Source organism: Streptomyces sp. BK340, assembly GCF_007827595.1.
Lineage (GTDB): Bacteria > Actinomycetota > Actinomycetes > Streptomycetales > Streptomycetaceae > Streptomyces.
The window spans coordinates 112780-131017 of the sequence record NZ_VISR01000015.1 but is presented as its reverse complement, the minus strand read 5'-3'; the positions used below and the strand labels follow the sequence as shown (position 1 = coordinate 131017).

The following is an 18238-nucleotide window of genomic DNA, read 5'->3' as shown; positions in this document are numbered from 1 at the left end:
CGCTCGCTCCCGACACCACCTTCTCGCTTGCGGAGGCTGTGATGTCCGGGCTCGCCAACGTGTTGATGATCGTGGCCGTGGTCGCCGTAGTGGTCGTGCGGCAGTTCCGTGCCCGCGCGATCGACACCGACCGGCGCTGGTGGCTGTTGCCCGTGATCCTCGCGGTCGTGGCGCTGCGCGAGCCCGGCATACTCGATGCCCACCACCGCGCCGGATCCGCCGTGCTGCTCGCCGTGGAGGTGCTCATCGGCCTGGCCACGGGCGCCGGCTGGGCCTGGACCACCGGGATCTGGACGGCACCGGACGGCGTCGTGTGGAGCAAGAGCACCAAGGCCAGCGTCGTCGTATGGCTCGTCGGGATCGCCCTCCGGGTCGGCGTCTTCGCCGTCGGCGCCGCGTTCGGCGTGCACCAGGACAGCTCGGCGCTGATGCTCGGCCTCGCCGTCACCCTGCTCGTCCGTGCCGGGGTCCTGGCCTGGCGGGCCCGGTCCGTCGGCTCCGCGAGCCGTCCGGCCCCGGCGTACGGTGACGACATGCGGTCGGCGTGGAAGGAGCGGGTGTGAAGGACAACGCCTGGACCCGCTGGCCGTCGCGAGAGGCGCTCGGCCGGGCCGGGACCAGCCGGCCCCGGCGCATGATCGCCTGGGCCGTCAGGCTGCTCGTGATCGCCCTGCTCCTGTGGAGCGCCTTCAGCCAGAAGCACGTCGGCATCTGGGGCGCGCTCGCGGCCGCGTCGGGAGTCGTGCTGGCCGGCGTCGTCTCCTGGGCCTTCTTCCGCACCACCTACGAACACCGGCTGCTGCCGTCCCTGGGGCTCGTCGGCGTGCTCCTGGGGATCGCGCTCGCGGCCCAGGCCACCGGGTTCGAAGGGCCGGCCCTGGTGATCTGGTGCGGCTGCGGGGTCGCCGCCCTGGAGCGGCTGCCGCTCGGGGCCGCCCTGCCCGTGACGTCCGTGGCACTGGCCTCGTACTCAGCGTCCAACAAGGACGTGTGGCTGACCACGGCCGCCACGGTGGCGGGCATGGCTCTCGCCGGATACGTCCTGCGACTGGACGCGGAGGCCCGGGGCAGCGCACAGCGGCTGCTCGCCCAGGAGCGGGCCGCGAGGGTCGCCGAGGCGGAGTCGGCGGCGCTGGGCGAGCGGGCGAGGATCGCCAGGGAGATCCACGACGTGCTGGCGCACAGCCTCTCGGCCCAGCTGGTCCACCTGGAGGCGGCCCGGCTGCTGATCGAGCGCGGCGCCGACCGGGAGCAGATCCTGGAGCGCGTGGTCGCCGCCCGGGGCATGGCTCGCGACGGCCTCGCCGAGACCCGGCAGGCACTGTCCGCGCTGCGCGGCGAGCTGACCCCGCTGGAGGACTTCCTGACCGAGATCGTCAGCGGGTCCGACGGCGCCGAGGTCACCGTCACGGGTGAGCGCAGACCCCTGCCGGCCGAGGCGTCCCAGGCCGTGCGCCGGGTGGCGCAGGAGGCACTGACGAACGTCCGCAAGCACGCCCACGGCGCCAAGGTGCACCTGCGGCTCGACTACGGCGCGCACGAAGTGACCCTGGACGTACGGGACTCGGGCGGCCTGCCGGGCGAACTGACCGGGTCCGGCGGCGGGTACGGTCTGCTGGGGATGCGCGAGCGCGCCGAGCTGCTGGGCGGCTCGCTCGACGCGGGACCGGACGAGGAGGGGTTCTCGGTGACGCTGAAGGTGCCGGTATGACGGAGGCGGAGGGGGAGAAGAAGCCTGCGCGGGTGGTCGTCGCCGACGACCAGACCGTGGTCCGGGAAGGCATCGTGATGCTGCTCGGGCTGCTGCCCGGTGTGGAGGTCGTGGGTTCCGCGGGGGACGGCGAGGAGGCCGTTCGGCTGGTCGGGGAACTCGCCCCCGACGTGGTCCTGATGGACCTGCGGATGCCCCGCTGCGACGGCGTGGAGGCCACGCGGCGGATCCGGGCCCGGTACCCGGGGACCCAGGTCGTGGTGCTCACCACGTACGCGGACGACGAGTCGCTGTTCCCCGCGCTGCACGCGGGAGCCCGGGGCTATCTCACCAAGGACGCGGGTGGCGACGAGATCGTGCGCGCCGTGGAGAGCGTCCTGTCGGGGGACGCGGGACTGTCGCCGAGTGTCCAGCGCCGACTGCTGGAACGGCTGTCGGAGCCCGCGCCCAAGCCGGCCGAGGCCGAGGCGCCCGACGGGCTGACCGCGCGGGAGACCGAGGTCCTGGTGCTGATCGGTGAGGGGCTGAGCAACCAGGAGATCGCCCGCAAGCTGCATGTCTCCACCGCGACCGTGAAGACACACATCAACAACCTCTTCGCCAAGACGGGCCTCAAGGACCGGGCGCAGGCGGTGCGTTACGCCTACGGGAAGGGGCTGGTGCGGCCCCGCGCGGAGTGAGTCACCTGATGGGGTGAAGAGCCGAGGGAAGAAGAGTCAGGGATCTTCCCGATCTGTCCATCCTTGGACATGCAGTCAAGCAACGGTCGTGCCCGCGGAGCCGGGGACGGTTCCGGGGACCCGGCCGAGAGCCAGGAAGACCCCGGCGTGGTGTCCCGCGACGCGAGGTACGAGGACCCTTGGTACGACGCGCTGGCCACCGGCTGGGGCGAGCTGGACGGCACCGGTGTGCCGGCCCGGGCCGTACCGTCCGCGCGCGGGCAGCAGGACGCGGCGGACCTTCGCGCTCGTGACGTGTACGTCGAGGTGCAGCGCAGCGAGGCCTTCCAGGAGGTGCGCGGCAGGTACCGGCGGTTCGTGGTGCCGGGGGTCGCCGCCTTCCTCACCTGGTACGTGGGATACGTGGTCGCCGCGACGACCGCTCCCGGATTCATGGCCCGTCCCGTGGTGGGAGCGGTGAACGTGGGGATGCTGGCGGGGCTCGGGCAGTTCCTGACCACGTTCCTGTTCACCTGGGCCTACGCCCGGCATGCGCGGCTGCGCCGGGACCGGGCGGCGCTGGAGCTGCGCTGGGACACCCAGGAACTGACGCGCGGAGCCCAGGGAGGCGCCTTGTGACGGGCGATCACCAGATGCCTGCGCTACTGCTGTTCAGCGCCTTCGTGGCCGTCACCCTGGGGATCACGACATGGGTGAGTCGCAGGCGGCAGGGTTCGGCTGAGGAGTTCTACGCCGGCGGACGGCTCTTCTCCCCGATGGAGAATGGTTTTGCCATCGCGGGCGACTACATGTCGGCCGCCTCCTTCCTGGGGGTCACCGGGCTCATCGCGCTGTTCGGCTACGACGGGCTGCTGTATGTGGTGGGCTTCCTCGTGGCCTGGCTGGTGGTGCTGTTCCTGGTGGCGGAACTGGTGCGCAACTGCGGGCGGTTCACCCTGGCCGACGTGGTGGCCGCGCGGATGAGCGAGCGGCCGGTGCGGATCGCCGCGGGAACCTCCTCGGTCACGGTGTCCGTTCTGTATTTGGTGGCGCAAATGGTGGGCGCGGGCAGCCTGGTGGCGCTGCTGCTGGGGCGGACGAGCGAGGCGGCCCAGGCCTGGACGGTCATCGGCGTGGGTGCGCTGATGGTGATCTATGTGTCCCTCGGAGGCATGCGGGCCACCACCTGGATCCAGATCGTGAAGGCGGTCCTGCTGCTGGGTGGGACGGTCGCGCTGACCGTGCTGGTGCTGGTGCGGTTCCACGGCGACTTCGACCGCCTGCTGGTCACGGCCGCGGAGCGCAGCGGCCACGGGAGCGCGTTTCTGGCGCCGGGACTGAAGTACGGCGGGAGCTGGACGGCCCGTCTCGACTTCATCAGCCTGGGGCTCGCGCTGGTGCTGGGCACGGCGGGGCTGCCGCACATCCTGTCCCGCTTCTACACGGTGCCGACCGCGCGGGCGGCCCGTCGCTCGGTGGTGTGGTCCATCGGCCTCATCGGCGGCTTCTACCTGATGACGATCGTCCTCGGCTTCGGGGCCGCCGCCGTGGTGGGGCCGGACGTCGTGAGCCGCTCGAGCGCATCCGGGAACACGGCGGTGCCCCTGCTGGCGCTGGAACTGGGCGGCGGCGCCGGTTCCACCGGTGGAACGGTTCTGTTCGCTGTCGTCGCGGCCGTCGCCTTCGCGACGATCCTCGCGGTGGTCGCCGGGATCACGCTCGCCTCCTCCGCGTCCGTGGCGCACGATCTGTACGCGTCGCTGCGGCGGCGGCACGTCAAGGCGCGCAGTGAGGTGGCGGTGGCGCGGATCGCGGCGGTCGGCATCGGCGTCGTGGCGATCGCCCTGGGCCTGCTGGCCCGCGACCTCAACGTCGCCTTCCTGGTGGGCCTCGCCTTCGCCGTGGCCGCGTCGGCGAACCTCCCGGTGCTGCTCTACTCGCTGTTCTGGCGTGCCTTCACCACACGCGGTGCGGTGTGGGCCGTCTACGGCGGGCTGATTCCCGCGATCGGTCTGGTGCTGCTGTCGCCGGTGGTGTCCGGCAGCCCGGACTCGCTCTTCCCGGACGTCGACTTCCAGTACTTCCCCCTGCAGAACCCGGGCATCGTCTCCATCCCGCTCGGCTTCCTCGCCGGCTGGCTGGGCACGGTCACCTCGGACGAGTCCGCGGACGAGGCCAAGTACGCGGAGACCGAGGTGCGCTCGCTGACCGGGGCGGGAGCCGTCTAGCCGACGGCGTCCGCACGGCCCTGGCCCGGCAGACGGCCGCCCGTCCGCCTACGGCGCCACCCACGCGTACCGGTGTTCCGGGCGGCCGGTGTCGCCGTACTTCAGGGAGAGTCGCAGGCGGCCCGCCTGCTCCAGATGGCGGAGGTAGCGCTGGGCCGTGGAGCGGCTGAGTCCGGTTCGGGCGGCGACCTCGTGGGCCGACAGGGGCTGGGCGGCGCTGTGCAGGACGCCGCAGATGAGGTCCGTCGTGGGCTCCGAGTGACCGCTGGGCAGGCCCGGCGCCGACGGTGCGGAGGAGGTGCGCAGGGCGCCGAAGATCCGGTCCACCTGGTCCTGGCCCGTCAGACCCCGGCCGCCCACCCGGTCGACGGTGCGGCGCAGGGCCGCGTAGGAGTCCAGTCGGGTGCGCAGGGCGACGAAGGTGAAGGGCTTGACCAGGTAGTGCAGGGCGCCCAGGCGCATCGCCTGCTGCACGGTCGTCACATCGCTGGCTGCCGTGATCATGATGACGTCGGTGCCGTGGCCCTGCTCCCGCATGCGGTGGACGAGTTCGAGGCCGGTCCGGTCCGGCAGGTAGTGGTCGAGCAGGACGAGGTCGATGGCGCCGCGTTCGACGGCGGCCAGGGCCTGGGCGGCACTGTGCGCGCGGGCGGTCACCCGGAAGCCGGGAACCTTCCCCACGTACTTGGCGTTTATCTCAGCGACGCGAAAGTCGTCGTCCACCACCAGGACGTCAATCATCAGGCCTCTCCTTCAAGGCCGGCGAGCGTTAAGCCCGTGTTTCGTGCTCCGCAGTTGTAGCGCGAGCAAAATGAGCACAACAGGCCCTTGCGAGCAAAAGAACGGCTTGTGCTCACAAGACTGCAGGTGTGGCCGGGGCCACACCTACCGTCCCGGCCCATGAGCACAGACACCAGCCCCGCCATCGAGCTACGGGGCGCGAGCAAAACCTTCAGGACCCCGTCGGGGGGTCTGCACACGGCCGTGCGCAACCTGGACCTCACCGTGCGACGTGGCGAGTTCGTGGCCGTCGTCGGACCCACCGGGTGCGGGAAGTCCACCACGCTGACCCTCGTCAGCGGTCTGGAGGAGCCCACCGAGGGCGAGGTGCTGGTGGCCGGGGAGCCGGTCGACGGCGTCGGCGACAAGGTCGGCTTCGTCTTCCAGCAGGACGCCACCTTCCCCTGGCGGACGGTCCTGTCCAACGTCATGGCCGGCCCCCGCTTCCGGGGCGTGCCCAAGGCGGAGGCCAGGCAGAAGGCCCGCGAGTGGCTGGCCCGTGTCGGACTCGCGGCCTTCGAGGACCGCTACCCGCACCAGCTCTCCGGCGGGCAGCGCAAGCGCGTCGCCCTCGCCGCCACCTTCGTCAACGACCCCGGGATCCTGCTCATGGACGAGCCGTTCTCGGCGCTCGACGTGCAGACCCGCGCGCTGATGTCGGACGAACTGCTGGAGCTGTGGGAGGGCACCGGCGCCTCCGTCGTCTTCGTCACCCACGACCTGGAGGAGTCCATCGCGCTGGCCGACCGGGTCGTCGTGATGACCGCCGGGCCCGCGACCGTGAAGCAGGTCTTCGACATCGACCTGCCGCGGCCGCGCAAGGTCGAGTCGGTGCGCCTGGAGCCGCGGTTCATCGAGATCTACCGCGAGATCTGGGAGTCCCTCGGCGAAGAGGTCCGCATCACCCGCGAGAGGGGTGCCGCCCATGTCGCCTGACGTCATGCCCGAGGCCCAGGTCGCGCTGACCATGACCGAGCCCGGCAACAGGACGGACCGCACGCAGACGCGCGTGCGTGCCGCCCGCAGACGCAAAGTCGTCGTCATGGGCGCCCGCGTACTGCTCCTGATCGTCGTCCTCGGCCTGTGGGAGGCGCTCTCCCGGGCCAAGACCATCGATCCGTTCAACTTCTCGATGCCCTCGAAGATCTGGGACCAGATCTGGACCTGGGTGATGCACGGGACCGCCCAGGGCTCCCTCGGCGAGCAGATCTGGGCCACGGTCCACGAGGCGCTGCTCGGCTGGGTGCTCGGTGTGGTCGCCGGTGTCGTGTTCGGTATCGCCCTCGGACGGATCGCCTTCCTCGCCGACGTCCTTGGTCCATACATCAAGGTGCTCAACTCGATACCCAGGATCGTCCTTGCCCCGATCTTCGTGATCTGGTTCGGACTCGGCCCCGCCTCCAAGGTCGCGTCGGCCGTCGTGCTGGTGTTCTTCCCGGTGTTCTTCAACGCCTTCCAGGGCGCCCGTGAAGTCGACCGCAACCTGGTCTCCAACGCCCGGATCCTCGGCGCCAGCGACCGCAGGGTGACGCTCCAGGTCGTCATCCCGTCGGCCACCTCGTGGATCTTCACCAGCCTCCACGTCAGCTTCGGCTTCGCCCTCATCGGCGCCATCGTCGGCGAGTACATCGGCGCGACCGAGGGCATCGGCCTCCTCGTCGCGCAGTCGCAGGGCACCTTCAACGCGGCCGGCGTCTACTCCGCGATGGTCATCCTCGCTGCCGTCGCCCTCGTCGCCGAGGGGCTGCTGACCTTCGCCGAGCGCCGCATCTTCCGGTGGAAGCCGGCCGGCTCCGACAGCTGAACGCCCCCCGAGCCACCCCCCCCTTCCGAACGCTTCCGCGAGCCACCCCCCTTTCCCCGCACCGCCCTCTCACAAGGACGTGAACCGCCATGCGCAAGTCCGCCAGATACACCACCCTGGCCGCCGCCGGTCTGCTCGCCCTCTCCTCCCTCACCGCCTGTGCCAATGACGCGGCGAGCACCGCCTCGGCCGGCTCCGGCAGCAAGGGCGACGGCAAGGGCACGAAGGTCAAGATCATGGTCGGCGGCCTCGACAAGGTCATCTACCTGCCCGCGATGCTCACCCAGCGGCTCGGCTACTTCGACGCCGAGGGCCTCGACGTGGAGCTGCTGAGCGAGCCCGCCGGTGTCCAGGCCGAGACCGCGCTCGTCTCCGGGCAGGTGCAGGGGGCGGTCGGCTTCTACGACCACACCCTCGACCTCCAGGTGAAGGGCAAGTCCGTGGAGTCGGTGGTGCAGTTCTCACACGCGCCCGGCGAGGTGGAGGTCGTCTCCGGCAAGGCGGCGGGCGACATCACGTCGCCCAAGGACTTCAAGGGGAAGAAGCTCGGTGTCACCGGTCTCGGTTCCTCGACCGACTTCCTCACCAAGTACCTCGCCGTCAAGAACGGCGTGAAGGTCAGCGAGTTCACCCCGGTCGCCGTCGGTGCCGGCCCGACCTTCATCTCGGCGCTGCAGCAGGGCGCGATCGACGGCGGCATGACCACCGACCCGACCGTCGCCACCATCCTGGACAAGAAGGCCGGCAAGGTCCTCCTCGACATGCGTACCCCCGAGGGCTCGCAGGAGGCGCTGGGCGGGCCGTACCCGTCGTCGAGCCTGTACATGCAGACGGACTGGGTCAACAGCCACAAGGACACCGTCCAGAAGTTGGCCAATGCATTCGTCAAGACGCTCAAGTGGATGTCCACCCACAGTGCGGACGAGATCGCGGCCAAGATGCCCGCCGACTACTCCCAGGGCGACAAGGCGCTCTACGCCCAGGCGATCAAGAGCACGCTGCCGATGTTCACCAAGGACGGCGTGATGCCCGCGAACGGTCCCGAGACCGTCGAGAAGGTCCTCAAGTCGTTCAACCCCACCATCCAGAACGCCAAGGTGGACCTGAGCAAGACGTTCACGACCGAGTTCGTCGAGAAGGCCGCCGAGTGACGGCTCGCTGACGCCCGCTCAGGCGCGGGTCGCCCACACGTAACGGTGTTCCGGGCGGCCCGCGTCGCCGTATTTGAGAGTCAGCCCGGCCCGTCCCGTGCGCTCCAGGAGCTTGAGGTAGCGCTGGGCGGTCTGGCGGCTCACCCCGGTCCGCTCGGCGATCTCCTGGGCGGACAGCGGCCCCTCGGCGCTCATCAGGGCCTGGCGCACCAGCTCGGCCGTGGTGGGGGAGTGCCCCTTGGGCAGCCCCGGCTCCGACGGCGCCGACAGGGCACCGAAGATGCGGTCCACCTCGGCCTGTTCGGCCTCGCCGCCGCCGTCCAGCGTGCGGCGCAGCTGGGCGTAGGCCTCCAGCTTGGCCCGCAGCCCGGCGAAGGCGAACGGCTTCACCAGGTACTGCAGGGCGCCGTGCCGCATGGCCGCCTGGACGGTCGACACGTCCCGGGCGGCCGTCACCATGATCACGTCGGTCTGGTGGCCGCGCCGGCGCATCTCCTGGACGACCGCGAGGCCGGTGTCGTCGGGCAGGTAGTGGTCCATGAGGACCAGGTCGAGCCGCGGGAGCGTGTCCAGGTGGCGCAGTGCCTCGGCCGCGTTGTGCGCCTCACCGGCCACATGGAAGCCGGGCACCTTCTCGACATAGGCGGCGTTGACCCGAGCGACCCGCACGTCGTCGTCCACGACCAGGACCTCGATCATCGCGCCTCTTCCTCGGCACCGGTCGGTACATCGCCGGTGGCCGGCTCCCCGGACCCAGGGAGGACCGGCTGTCCGGACCCCGTGAAGGCCGGCTCCCCGGACCCCGTGAGGACCGGTTCCAGTTCCGGCTCGGTCAGTGCCTCGGGCAGGACGACCGTGAACTCCGCACCTCCGCCGTCCGCCGCGCCCACCGCCGCGCTCCCGCCCTGCCGTTCGGCGAGCCGGCGCACCAGCGAGAGCCCGAGGCCCCGCTTGCCGTGCGCGGGGGGCTTCTTGGTGGACCACCCCGCCGTGAAGATCAACTCCCGTTGGTCCGCCGGGATCCCGGGCCCGGTGTCCTGCACGCGGAGGACGACCGTACGGCCCTCGGTGCGCAACTCGACCTCCACGCGCGCGTGCGGAGTGCCCGCGACCGCGTCGAGCGCGTTGTCCACGAGGTTGCCCACGACCGTGACCAGCCCCCGGGGGTCGATCAGCCGGTCCGGGAGCCGGGTGCGCTCCGACACCCACAGGGCGACCCCCCGTTCGGCAGCCACGGTCGCCTTGCCGACCAGCAGGGCGGCGAGCAGTGGGTCCTGGATCTTCTCGGTGACCTGCTCGGCGGTGACCCGGTGGTCCCCGACGACCTCGCCGACGAACTCCACGGCGTCGTCGTACATCTCCAGCTCCAGCAGCCCGAGCAGGGTGTGCATGCGGTTGGCGTGCTCGTGGTCCTGGGCGCGCAGGGCGTCGATCAGGCCGCGCGTGGAGTCGAGTTCGCGGCCCAGCTGTTCCAGTTCGGTGCGGTCGCGCAGGGTGGCGACGGCGCCGCCGTCGTCCGTGGGCATGCGGTTGGCGACCAGGACGCGCTGGCCGCGCACGGTCAGCAGGTCGGTGCCGGTCACCCGCCCGGCCAGGACGTCCGCCGTACGGCCCTCGCCCAAAGCCTCGTCAAGGGACTTGCCGACGGCCTCGTCGCCCATGCCCAGCAGCCGCCTCGCCTCGTCGTTGAGCAGCCGGATGCGGCCGCCGCGGTCGAGGGCGACCACGCCCTCGCGGATGCCGTGCAGCATCGCCTCGCGCTCGGCGAGCAGCGCCGAGATGTCGGAGAAGGCAAGGTCCCGGGTCTGCCGCTGCACCCGACGGGAGATCAGCCAGGCGGCCAGCGCGCCCACCGCGAGAGCGCCGCCGGCGTAGGCGAACAGCCCCGGGATCGCGCTGATCAGCCGGGCGCGCACGCTGTCGTACGCGATACCGACCGAGACCGCCCCGATGATGCGGTGGTCGGCGTCGTACAGGGGGACCTTGCCGCGGGCCGAACGGCCCAGGGTGCCCCTGTCGATCTCCATGACCTCCTTGCCGGCCAGGGCCTCGCGCGGGTCGGTGGAGACCGGACGGCCGATCTCGCCCGGGGTCGGGTGCGACCAGCGGATCCCTCGCGGGTCCAGCACCACGATGTACTCGGCGTCCGTGGCGTGCCGGATCCGCTCGGCCTCCTTCTGCACCGGGCCGTTCCTGGTCGGCGGGGTGTGCTGGACGCCCTCGCCGATCTGCGGGTCCTGCGCCGTGGTCTGGGCGATGGCCAGCGCGCGGCGCATCGCCTCCTGGTCCAGCTGCTTGCTCAGCGGAGCCAGGAAGAGCCCGGTCGCGAGCACCGCGACCCCCGCGGCGATCGCCACCTGCATCAGCAGCACCTGCGAGAAGACCCGCCGCGGCAGACCGAGGCGCAGGCGGCGCGCGGGGGGAGTGGGGCTCATGCCCACGACGGTACGTGGGCAGACGTCGGTCCCCGTAGCGGGTGTGGCGTGGATCTCTTGACCATTTCTTGAAGAAGCGGGTGCGGGGGTTCTCGAAGGCGCGGCCGGGGGAGTGGTCCGGATCAGCTCGCCAGCGCCGTCGTCCGCAACTCGCGCACGGCCACCACGTCCATCCGCGCCGGCGTCCCGAGCACCGTCGCGCCGCAGCTCTCCGGACGCGGCGGCAGGGACGCGCCCTGGGCCACGGTGACGAGCCAGTGGCGGCCGTCGGTGTGGGCGACCACCACCTCCCAGTGCGGTGCCCTGCCCTCGGTCCGTACGACGCTCAGCGCGCCCGCCGCGTACTCGCCCGCCGCCGAGCGCACGGCCAGCTCGGCCGCCTGGCCGGGCCGGTCCCAGGCGGAGCACCCGCGGCACCCCTCGACCACCACGCGGCCCTCCTGGACCCCGTGCAGGGCCTCCTTGATGGTGTGCGCCTCCGCGCGTCCGTACGCGTAGCCGTACGGCAGGACGAGAACGGTGGGGGAGAAGCGATGACCACCCAGATGGGTGACCTCCCAGACGCCACGTACACCGGACGAGCCCAGTTCGGCGGCGAGGGGGCGTCCCAGGAGGGCGCAGCAGCGGTCGCGCCTGCCGTTGGTGCACACGAGCGCGAGCGGGTCGCCGGTGTGCGGCCGGCCGCCCAGTGCCGTGCCGAAGGAACGGTGGTCGCCCGCGCCGAGAGCGGCGAAGTCGAGGCCGAGCAGCCGGTACGGATCGCGGGTGGTGGCGCTGTGCAGCCAGACGTTCCCGGGGACGGTGTGGGCCACGTACACCTGCCGAAGCGCCTGCGTGCCGCAGTCGGCGTGGCGGCCGGGACGGCGGATGAGCGCGACGCGGACGCCGGTTCCCTCGGCGGCGGCTTCCAGAGCACGGCCCAGTGCGGCGTCGAGGTGGCTCGAAGTGAGCGCCTTGACGCCCCATGGGCCGGGCTGTTCCAGCAGCAGCCACGTCGTCGCCGTGGCAGCCGTGCCGGAAACGGGCTCGTCCAGGCTCCGGGAGACGGTCGCACACCTACTCACAGAGGTGAGCCTAACCTGACTTTGCCCGGGGCGACTTCCGGCCGTGTCCGTGCGCTACTCCGGGAGGGGCTGCGGAGGACGCGGACCGACGTAGTGACCGCTGGGGCGCATGCGCAGCGGACGCTCGCCGTACTCCTCCAGGGCATGGGCGATCCAGCCCGCGGTCCGGGCCACCGCGAAGATGGTCTCGCCGGCCGTGGCGGGCATGCCGCAGGAGGCGGTGAACACGGCGAGGGCCAGATCGACGTTGGCGTGCAGCGGGGTGTGACGGGCGGTCGTGGCGACGATGTCGCGGGCCGCGAGCAGGGCGGGTTCTGCTCGCGGAAGCTGCTCCAGGAAGCCGAACAGGACCCGCGCGCGCGGGTCTTCACCGGGGTAGAGCCGGTGGCCGAGCCCGGGGACACGGCGTCCCGCGCGCAGTTCGTCCGCGATCACCGGGACCGCGGTGCCCTGGTCGAGGACGTCGAGCAGCATCCGGTGGGCCAGGCCGCTGGCGGCGCCGTGCAACGGGCCCTCCAGGACGCCGAGTCCGGCCGAGACGGCCGCGTAGGCGTGTGCGCGGGCCGAGGCGGCGACCCGGACGGCGAGCGTCGAGGCGGCCAGGTCGTGGTCGACGAGCAGGGCGAGGGCGGTGTCCAGGACGCGCAGTGCCGCCTCGTCGGCGGGGCGTCCGGTCAGCCGGCACCACAGCCGGTGGGCCAGCGGGCCGTCGTCCTCGGGCGTGTGCAGGACCGGCGGCAGCGCGGCGACGAGCGTGGGGATGAGGGTGCGTGCCGTGCTCAGCACGGCCCGCTCGGACAGGTCGAAGCGCAGCGGGTCCTCGGCCGCCGCGGCGATCGCCGCCACCCGCAGCCGGTCGGTGGGGGAGGTGTGCTCGGGCAGGGCGCGCACGGCGTGCCGGGCGACCTCGACGGTCTCCTCGGGCGCGGTGAAGGTGACGCCCCGGGTCATCCGGCCCGTCCACAGCCACTCCGCGACCTCCTCGTAGGAGTGGCGGACGGCCAGTTCCGTGGCGTCGACGCCACGGAAGTAGTACCGGTCCTTGTCGATGAACGTGAGCCGGGTACGGACGGACAGATCCCCGCCGGAGCCCGGACTCCCCGCCGCTTCCCGGCGGTTGCGGCGTGCCAGGGCCTCGACTTCGCGCGCCTCGAAGGTGCTGGCCCGGCCGCCCGGCTCGCGGGCGCTGCTGAGCAGGCCGCGGCTCACGTAGGCGTACACCGTCTCCGGTTTCACGCCGAGCAGTTCGGCGGTCTCCCTGGTGGTCAGCCTTCGCCCCGGACGATCGGGAGCGGGTTCGTGATGGCGCATGGGAGTCACCGTAGTCGCCTCTGCACACCTTGATAGCAAAACATTGATTCGATCAACGTTGACAGGAAATGCGTCAAGCATGGACAGTCGGATCAAGTCCAGGGAGGAACATCATGTCCATCAACAGGACCGCACCCCGTGTCGACGTACCGCGCGGTCTCGCGGGAGTCGTCGTCACCGACACCGAGATCGGAGACGTACGGGGGCTCGAGGGCTTCTACCACTACCGCCAGTACTCGGCCGTCGAACTCGCGCGGACCCGTGGCTTCGAAGACGTCTGGCACCTCCTCGTCCACGGTGCGCTCCCGGACACGGAGCACCGCGCCGCCTTCACCGCCGAGACGGCGAGACTGCGCCGGCTGCCCGAGGAGGTCCGCGCGGCCCTGCCCGCCATAGCGGCGGCGAGCCGCATCTCCGGACCGCTGGCCGGGCTGCGCACCGCGCTGTCGCTGCTGGGCGCGGCGCGGGGGTTCCGGCCGGTGTACGACATCGGCGCCGGCCGGCGCCGCGCGGACACCGTCGCCGTCTGCGCGGCCGTACCGACCCTGCTGACCGCGCTCCACCGGCTGGGGCAGGGCCTCGACGCGGTCGAGCCGCGCGAGGACCTGTCGTACGCGGCCAACTACCTCTACATGCTCACGGGTGAGGAACCGGACCCGCGGCGGGCCCGTGCCGTCGAGCAGTACCTGATCTCAACCATTGATCACGGATTCAATGCATCAACCTTTACCGCGCGGGTCATCGCGTCCACGGGCGCCGACGTGGCGGCCTGCCTGGTCGGGGCCGTGGGCGCACTGTCCGGGCCGCTGCACGGCGGAGCGCCCAGCCGCGCCCTCGACACGCTGGACGCGATCGGCACGCCCGACCGGATCGACTCCTGGATCCGGGAGCGGGTGCTCGCCGGCGACCGCATCATGGGCTTCGGACATGCCATCTACCGCACGGAGGACCCCCGTTCGCGGATGCTGCGCGAGATCGCCCAGGGCTTCGGAGGCGAACGCGTCGCCTTCGCCGTCGAGGTCGAGCGGCAGGTCGAGGCGATCCTCGCCGAGCTGAAGCCCGGCCGCGAACTGCACACGAACGTGGAGTTCTACGCGGGCGTGGTCATGGAGCTGTGCGGCCTGCCCCGGGAGATGTTCACCCCCACCTTCGCGGCGGCCCGCGTGGTCGGCTGGAGCGCCAACATCCTGGAACAGGCGGAGGACTCGAAGATCATCCGGCCGATCGCGAGGTACGTGGGCCCGGAGCCGCCGGTCGCGGTGCCGGCACAGCCCTGAGGGACCCCGCAGGCCGTCGCCGCCCGGCCCGGCACGCACGCGGGCCCCGGCGGCGCCCCGCCCCGGGGCGCCCCGCTCTTATCCTGGTCCGGCAGTCGGTCCACGTGAGAGAGGGCGCCCGTTGGGCAACAGCCGCACCCCGCAGCAGATCCCCGTCGTCGTGCTCGCCGGATTCCTCGGCTCGGGGAAGACGACGCTCCTCAACCACCTGCTGCACCGCAGCGGAGGCAGCCGCATCGGGGCGATCGTCAACGACTTCGGTGCCATCGAGATCGATGCCATGGCCGTCGCCGGCGCCCTCGGCGACTCGACCGTCTCGCTCGGCAACGGCTGCCTGTGCTGCGCGGTCGACGCGAGCGAGCTCGACGTCTACCTGGAGCGGCTCGCCGCGCCCGACGCCGGCATCGACGTCATCGTCATCGAGGCCAGTGGCCTCGCCGAGCCGCAGGAACTCGTGCGGATGGTGCTCGCCAGCGAGCATCCCGGCATCGTCTACGGCGGTCTGGTCGAAGTCGTCGACGCCGCCGAGTTCGACGGCACCCGGGCCCGGCACCCCGAGATCGACCGGCACCTCGCCCTCGCCGACCTCGTCGTGGTCAACAAGCTCGACCGGGTGCCGGACGCCGACCGCGTCCTGCGTCCGGTCCGCTCGCTGGCCGAGCGGGCCGCCGTCGTCCCCGCCACCTACGGCCGCATCGACCCGGAATTCCTCTTCGACTGCCGCCCGAGCGAGGAGCGCATCGGGCAGCTGTCCTTCGACGACCTGCACGAGCACGGCGACGACGACCACCGCGGTCACCTGCACACCGGCTACGACAGCCTGTCCTTCACCTCCGACGTGCCGATGGAGCCCCGTCGGCTGATGCGGTTCCTGGACAGCCGTCCGCAGGGGCTGTACCGGATCAAGGGGTACGTGGACTTCGGGCCGTACGACACGGTCAACCGGTACGCCGTCCATGCCGTCGGCCCGTTCCTGCGCTTCTACCCCGAACCGTGGCCGCCCGCCGACGCCCGCGGCACCCAGCTCGTGCTGATCGGCTCCGGCATCGAGGCGGACACCCTCGGCAAGGACCTGGAGGGGTGCAGGAACGACGCCCCACACGCCGACGAGCACGGCATGTGGGGCGTCCTGCGGTACGTACCGGGCTCCGCGGAGGAGCCCGACGCGGTGGCGTACGAGGGCTAGAACACCGGTCCCGCGACCACCGAGACCGTCTTCGCCAGCGACGTGCCCGAGCCGTCCCGGCGCGGGTCCGGCTCCGGCAGTTCCGCCGGGGTGCCGTTCTTCTGCGCCGCCCGGGCCGGGACGGGACCCGCCCAGGCCAGCGACAGGCAGTCCTCGCCCTTCAGGAACCGCTGGCAGCGCACGCCGCCGGTGGCCCGGCCCTTGCGCGGGTACTGGTCGAACGGGGTCAGCTTGGCCGTCGTCTGCACGGAGTCGTCCAGCGTGCCGCGCGAGCCCGCCACCGTGAAGACCACCGCGTCGGCGGCCGGGTCGACCGCCGTGAACGAGATGACCTTCGCGCCCTCGGTGAGCTTGATGCCCGCCATACCGCCGGCCGGGCGGCCCTGCGGGCGGACGATGGATGCCTGGAAACGCAGCAGCTGCGCGTCGTCCGTGATGAACACCAGGTCCTCCTCGCCGGTGCGCAGCTCCACCGCGCCGACGATCCGGTCGCCCTCCTTGAGCGTGATGACCTCCAACTCGTCCTTGTTGGACGGGTAGTCGGGCACCACGCGCTTGACTACACCCTGCTCGGTGCCGAGCGCCAGACCCGGGGACGACTCGTCCAGCGTGATCAGGCAGACCACCGTCTCGTCGTCCTCCAGGGAGACGAACTCGGCCAGCGGCGCCCCTCCGGCGAGGTTCGGCGTGGTCGCCGTCGCGGGCAGCTGGGGCAGGTCGACCACGTTGATCCGCAGCAGACGGCCCGCCGAGGTCACCGCGCCGATCTCGCCGCGCGCGGTCGCCGGGACCGCCGAGACGATCACATCGTGCTTGGCGCGCCTGGCGTCGGCGTCCTCCGTGAACGGCTCGTTGTCCGCCGTACGGGCCAGCAGGCCCGTGGAGGACAGCAGCACCCGGCACGGGTCGTCGGCGACCTGGAGCGGGACGGTGGCCACCGGGGTGCCGGCCGACTCCAGCAGGACCGTGCGCCGGTCGGTGCCGAACTGCTTGGCCACGGAGGCCAGTTCGGCCGAGACCAGCTTGCGCAGCTCCGCGTCCGAATCCAGGATCCGGGTCAGCTCCGCGATCTCCGCGGTGAGCTTCTCCTTCTCCGCCTCCAGCTCGATGCGGTCGTACCTGGTGAGCCGGCGCAGCGGCGTGTCGAGGATGTACTGCGTCTGGACCTCGCTCAGCGAGAACCGCTCCATCAGGCGTTCCTTGGCCTGCGCGGAGTTGTCGCTGGACCGGATCAGCCGGATGACCTCGTCGATGTCGACCAGGGCGGTCAGCAGACCCTCGACCAGGTGCAGACGGTCACGGCGCTTGCTGCGGCGGAACTCGCTGCGGCGCCGCACGACGTCGAAGCGGTGGTCGAGGTAGACCTCCAGCAGCTCCTTCAGGCCCAGGGTGAGCGGCTGACCGTCCACCAGGGCCACGTTGTTGATGCCGAAGGACTCCTCCATCGGGGTCAGCTTGTACAGCTGCTCCAGGATCGCCTCCGGCACGAAGCCGTTCTTGATCTCGATGACCAGACGCAGGCCGTGCTCGCGGTCGGTGAGGTCCTTGACGTCGGCGATGCCCTGGACCTTCTTCGAGTTGACCAGGTCCTTGATCTTGGCGATCACCTTCTCCGGACCGACCGTGAAGGGCAGTTCGGTGACGATCAGGCCCTTGCGGCGGGCGGTCACGGTCTCGATCGAGACCGTCGCGCGGATCTTGAAGGTGCCGCGGCCCGTCGCGTACGCGTCCCGGACGCCGTCCAGGCCGACGATCCGGCCGCCGGTGGGCAGGTCGGGGCCCGGGACGTGCCGCATCAGCGCGTCCAGGTCCGCGTTCGGGTGCCTGATCAGGTGGCGGGCGGCCGCGATGACCTCGCGCAGGTTGTGCGGCGGCATGTTCGTCGCCATGCCGACCGCGATGCCCGAGGAGCCGTTGACCAGCAGGTTCGGGAAGGCGGCGGGCAGCGCCACCGGCTCCTGTTCCTGGCCGTCGTAGTTGGGTGTGAAGTCGACCGTGTCCTCGTCGATGGACTCGGTCATCAGGCTCGTCGCCTCGGCCATCCGGCACTCGGTGTACCGCATGGCGGCCGGCGGGTCGTCGTTGCCCAGCGAGCCGAAGTTGCCGTGGCCGTCGACCAGCGGGAGGCGCATCGAGAACGGCTGGGCCATGCGCACCAGGGCGTCGTAGATCGACGCGTCGCCGTGCGGGTGCAGCTTGCCCATGACCTCGCCGACGACCCGGGCGCACTTCACGTAGCCGCGGTCGCGGCGCAGGCCCATCTCGTTCATCTGGTAGACGATCCGGCGGTGCACCGGCTTGAGGCCGTCACGGGCGTCCGGCAGGGCGCGCGAGTAGATGACCGAGTACGCGTACTCAAGGTAGGAGCCACGCATCTCGTCCACGACGTCGATGTCGAGGATCTTCTCCTCGTACGAGTCGTCGGGCGGCGGGGTCTTCGTGCTGCGGCGGGCCATCCTGCCTGGCTCCTTGCTGAAGCGTTTGACGGATCTGACGCGGACCATTGTGGACCGGGGCACCGACAACCCGGGCCACGACCCGGTACCTGCGGTTCTGCCCGGTGCCGGAAAGCCGTCCCACGGCACGCCTGACGCAGGCTACGCGATCCGCTGTGGGCGTACGTCCGGCGGGA

The 18238-nt window shown here is 71.5% G+C and carries 16 protein-coding genes; 10 read left to right on the top strand and 6 right to left on the bottom strand.

Translation table 11 applies throughout. The annotated features are described in order from the left end of the window. Window positions 1–41: 41 nt before the first annotated feature. From FB157_RS25345 to FB157_RS25325, 5 genes are all read left to right on the top strand, one after another. On the top strand, window positions 42–563 hold the full coding sequence (locus tag FB157_RS25345; RefSeq protein ID WP_145882942.1) for a DUF1453 family protein: 522 nt from the start codon (window positions 42–44) through the stop codon (window positions 561–563). Further along, window positions 560–1711, top strand: a complete 1152-nt coding sequence (locus FB157_RS25340) for a histidine kinase (protein WP_145882941.1) — start codon at window positions 560–562, stop codon at window positions 1709–1711. Before FB157_RS25345 ends, FB157_RS25340 begins: the two co-directional genes overlap by 4 nt. Further along, window positions 1708–2391 (top strand): response regulator transcription factor, encoded by a 684-nt coding sequence (locus FB157_RS25335; protein WP_145882940.1) that lies wholly within the window; start codon window positions 1708–1710, stop codon window positions 2389–2391. Before FB157_RS25340 ends, FB157_RS25335 begins: the two co-directional genes overlap by 4 nt. Before the next feature lie 69 nt (window positions 2392–2460). Then, entirely contained in the window at window positions 2461–3009 is a 549-nt protein-coding gene (locus tag FB157_RS25330) for a DUF485 domain-containing protein (protein ID WP_145882939.1), read from the top strand. Beyond that, complete coding sequence (locus FB157_RS25325; RefSeq protein WP_145882938.1) at window positions 3006–4598, top strand: cation acetate symporter; 1593 nt, start codon at window positions 3006–3008, stop codon at window positions 4596–4598. The genes FB157_RS25330 and FB157_RS25325 overlap by 4 nt, the downstream gene beginning before the upstream one ends. 48 nt (window positions 4599–4646) lie before the next feature. Here the strand turns inward: FB157_RS25325 and FB157_RS25320 are convergent, their stop codons facing one another. After that, window positions 4647–5339 (bottom strand): response regulator, encoded by a 693-nt coding sequence (locus FB157_RS25320; protein ID WP_145882937.1) that lies wholly within the window; start codon window positions 5337–5339, stop codon window positions 4647–4649. A gap of 159 nt (window positions 5340–5498) precedes the next feature. Between FB157_RS25320 and FB157_RS25315 the strand changes: the two genes are divergently transcribed. The 3 genes from FB157_RS25315 to FB157_RS25305 all read left to right on the top strand — a co-directional run bounded on the left by FB157_RS25315 (window position 5499) and on the right by FB157_RS25305 (window position 8333). Further along, window positions 5499–6314, top strand: a complete 816-nt coding sequence (locus FB157_RS25315; protein ID WP_145882936.1) for an ABC transporter ATP-binding protein — start codon at window positions 5499–5501, stop codon at window positions 6312–6314. Continuing rightward, complete coding sequence (locus FB157_RS25310) at window positions 6304–7182, top strand: ABC transporter permease (protein WP_145882935.1); 879 nt, start codon at window positions 6304–6306, stop codon at window positions 7180–7182. Before FB157_RS25315 ends, FB157_RS25310 begins: the two co-directional genes overlap by 11 nt. Window positions 7183–7271: 89 nt before the next feature. After that, entirely contained in the window at window positions 7272–8333 is a 1062-nt protein-coding gene (locus FB157_RS25305) for an ABC transporter substrate-binding protein (RefSeq protein ID WP_145882934.1), read from the top strand. A gap of 18 nt (window positions 8334–8351) precedes the next feature. On the opposite strand, the gene FB157_RS25300 is transcribed toward FB157_RS25305, so the two are convergent. The 4 genes from FB157_RS25300 to FB157_RS25285 form a co-directional block, all read right to left on the bottom strand. After that, window positions 8352–9032 carry a response regulator gene (locus FB157_RS25300; protein ID WP_145882933.1) on the bottom strand — a complete coding sequence of 227 codons (681 nt, stop codon included), beginning with the start codon at window positions 9030–9032 and terminating at the stop codon, window positions 8352–8354. Continuing rightward, window positions 9029–10768, bottom strand: coding sequence for a sensor histidine kinase (locus FB157_RS25295; protein ID WP_261386521.1), 1740 nt, complete (start codon window positions 10766–10768; stop codon window positions 9029–9031). Before FB157_RS25295 ends, FB157_RS25300 begins: the two co-directional genes overlap by 4 nt. Window positions 10769–10890: 122 nt before the next feature. Continuing rightward, complete coding sequence (locus tag FB157_RS25290; protein ID WP_145882932.1) at window positions 10891–11832, bottom strand: sucrase ferredoxin; 942 nt, start codon at window positions 11830–11832, stop codon at window positions 10891–10893. 54 nt (window positions 11833–11886) lie between these two features. Next, window positions 11887–13143, bottom strand: coding sequence for a citrate synthase (locus FB157_RS25285; RefSeq protein ID WP_186581675.1), 1257 nt, complete (start codon window positions 13141–13143; stop codon window positions 11887–11889). Between the two features lie 113 nt (window positions 13144–13256). On the opposite strand from FB157_RS25285, the gene FB157_RS25280 reads away from it, so the two are divergent. Together FB157_RS25280 and FB157_RS25275 are read left to right on the top strand one after the other, a co-directional pair. Then, entirely contained in the window at window positions 13257–14420 is a 1164-nt protein-coding gene (locus FB157_RS25280; protein ID WP_145882930.1) for a citrate synthase/methylcitrate synthase, read from the top strand. Window positions 14421–14541: 121 nt separating this feature from the next. Further along, entirely contained in the window at window positions 14542–15606 is a 1065-nt protein-coding gene (locus FB157_RS25275; protein WP_145882929.1) for a GTP-binding protein, read from the top strand. On the opposite strand, the gene FB157_RS25270 is transcribed toward FB157_RS25275, so the two are convergent. After that, complete coding sequence (locus FB157_RS25270; RefSeq protein WP_145882928.1) at window positions 15603–18062, bottom strand: DNA topoisomerase (ATP-hydrolyzing) subunit A; 2460 nt, start codon at window positions 18060–18062, stop codon at window positions 15603–15605. The genes FB157_RS25275 and FB157_RS25270 overlap by 4 nt on opposite strands. Window positions 18063–18238 lie beyond the last annotated feature (176 nt).

What these genes read in the sequence shown, in the direction of transcription:
- FB157_RS25335 (WP_145882940.1), top strand. Translation starts at nt 1,708, where the DNA reads ATGACGGAGGCGGAGGGGGAGAAGAAGCCTGCGCGGGTGGTCGTCGCC.
- FB157_RS25345 (WP_145882942.1), top strand. Translation starts at nt 42, where the DNA reads ATGTCCGGGCTCGCCAACGTGTTGATGATCGTGGCCGTGGTCGCCGTA.
- FB157_RS25280 (WP_145882930.1), top strand. Translation starts at nt 13,257, where the DNA reads ATGTCCATCAACAGGACCGCACCCCGTGTCGACGTACCGCGCGGTCTC.
- FB157_RS25320 (WP_145882937.1), bottom strand. Translation starts at nt 5,339, where the DNA reads ATGATTGACGTCCTGGTGGTGGACGACGACTTTCGCGTCGCTGAGATA.
- FB157_RS25330 (WP_145882939.1), top strand. Translation starts at nt 2,461, where the DNA reads ATGCAGTCAAGCAACGGTCGTGCCCGCGGAGCCGGGGACGGTTCCGGG.
- FB157_RS25310 (WP_145882935.1), top strand. Translation starts at nt 6,304, where the DNA reads ATGTCGCCTGACGTCATGCCCGAGGCCCAGGTCGCGCTGACCATGACC.
- FB157_RS25285 (WP_186581675.1), bottom strand. Translation starts at nt 13,143, where the DNA reads ATGCGCCATCACGAACCCGCTCCCGATCGTCCGGGGCGAAGGCTGACC.
- FB157_RS25315 (WP_145882936.1), top strand. Translation starts at nt 5,499, where the DNA reads ATGAGCACAGACACCAGCCCCGCCATCGAGCTACGGGGCGCGAGCAAA.
- FB157_RS25300 (WP_145882933.1), bottom strand. Translation starts at nt 9,032, where the DNA reads ATGATCGAGGTCCTGGTCGTGGACGACGACGTGCGGGTCGCTCGGGTC.
- FB157_RS25295 (WP_261386521.1), bottom strand. Translation starts at nt 10,768, where the DNA reads ATGAGCCCCACTCCCCCCGCGCGCCGCCTGCGCCTCGGTCTGCCGCGG.
- FB157_RS25270 (WP_145882928.1), bottom strand. Translation starts at nt 18,062, where the DNA reads ATGGCCCGCCGCAGCACGAAGACCCCGCCGCCCGACGACTCGTACGAG.
- FB157_RS25305 (WP_145882934.1), top strand. Translation starts at nt 7,272, where the DNA reads ATGCGCAAGTCCGCCAGATACACCACCCTGGCCGCCGCCGGTCTGCTC.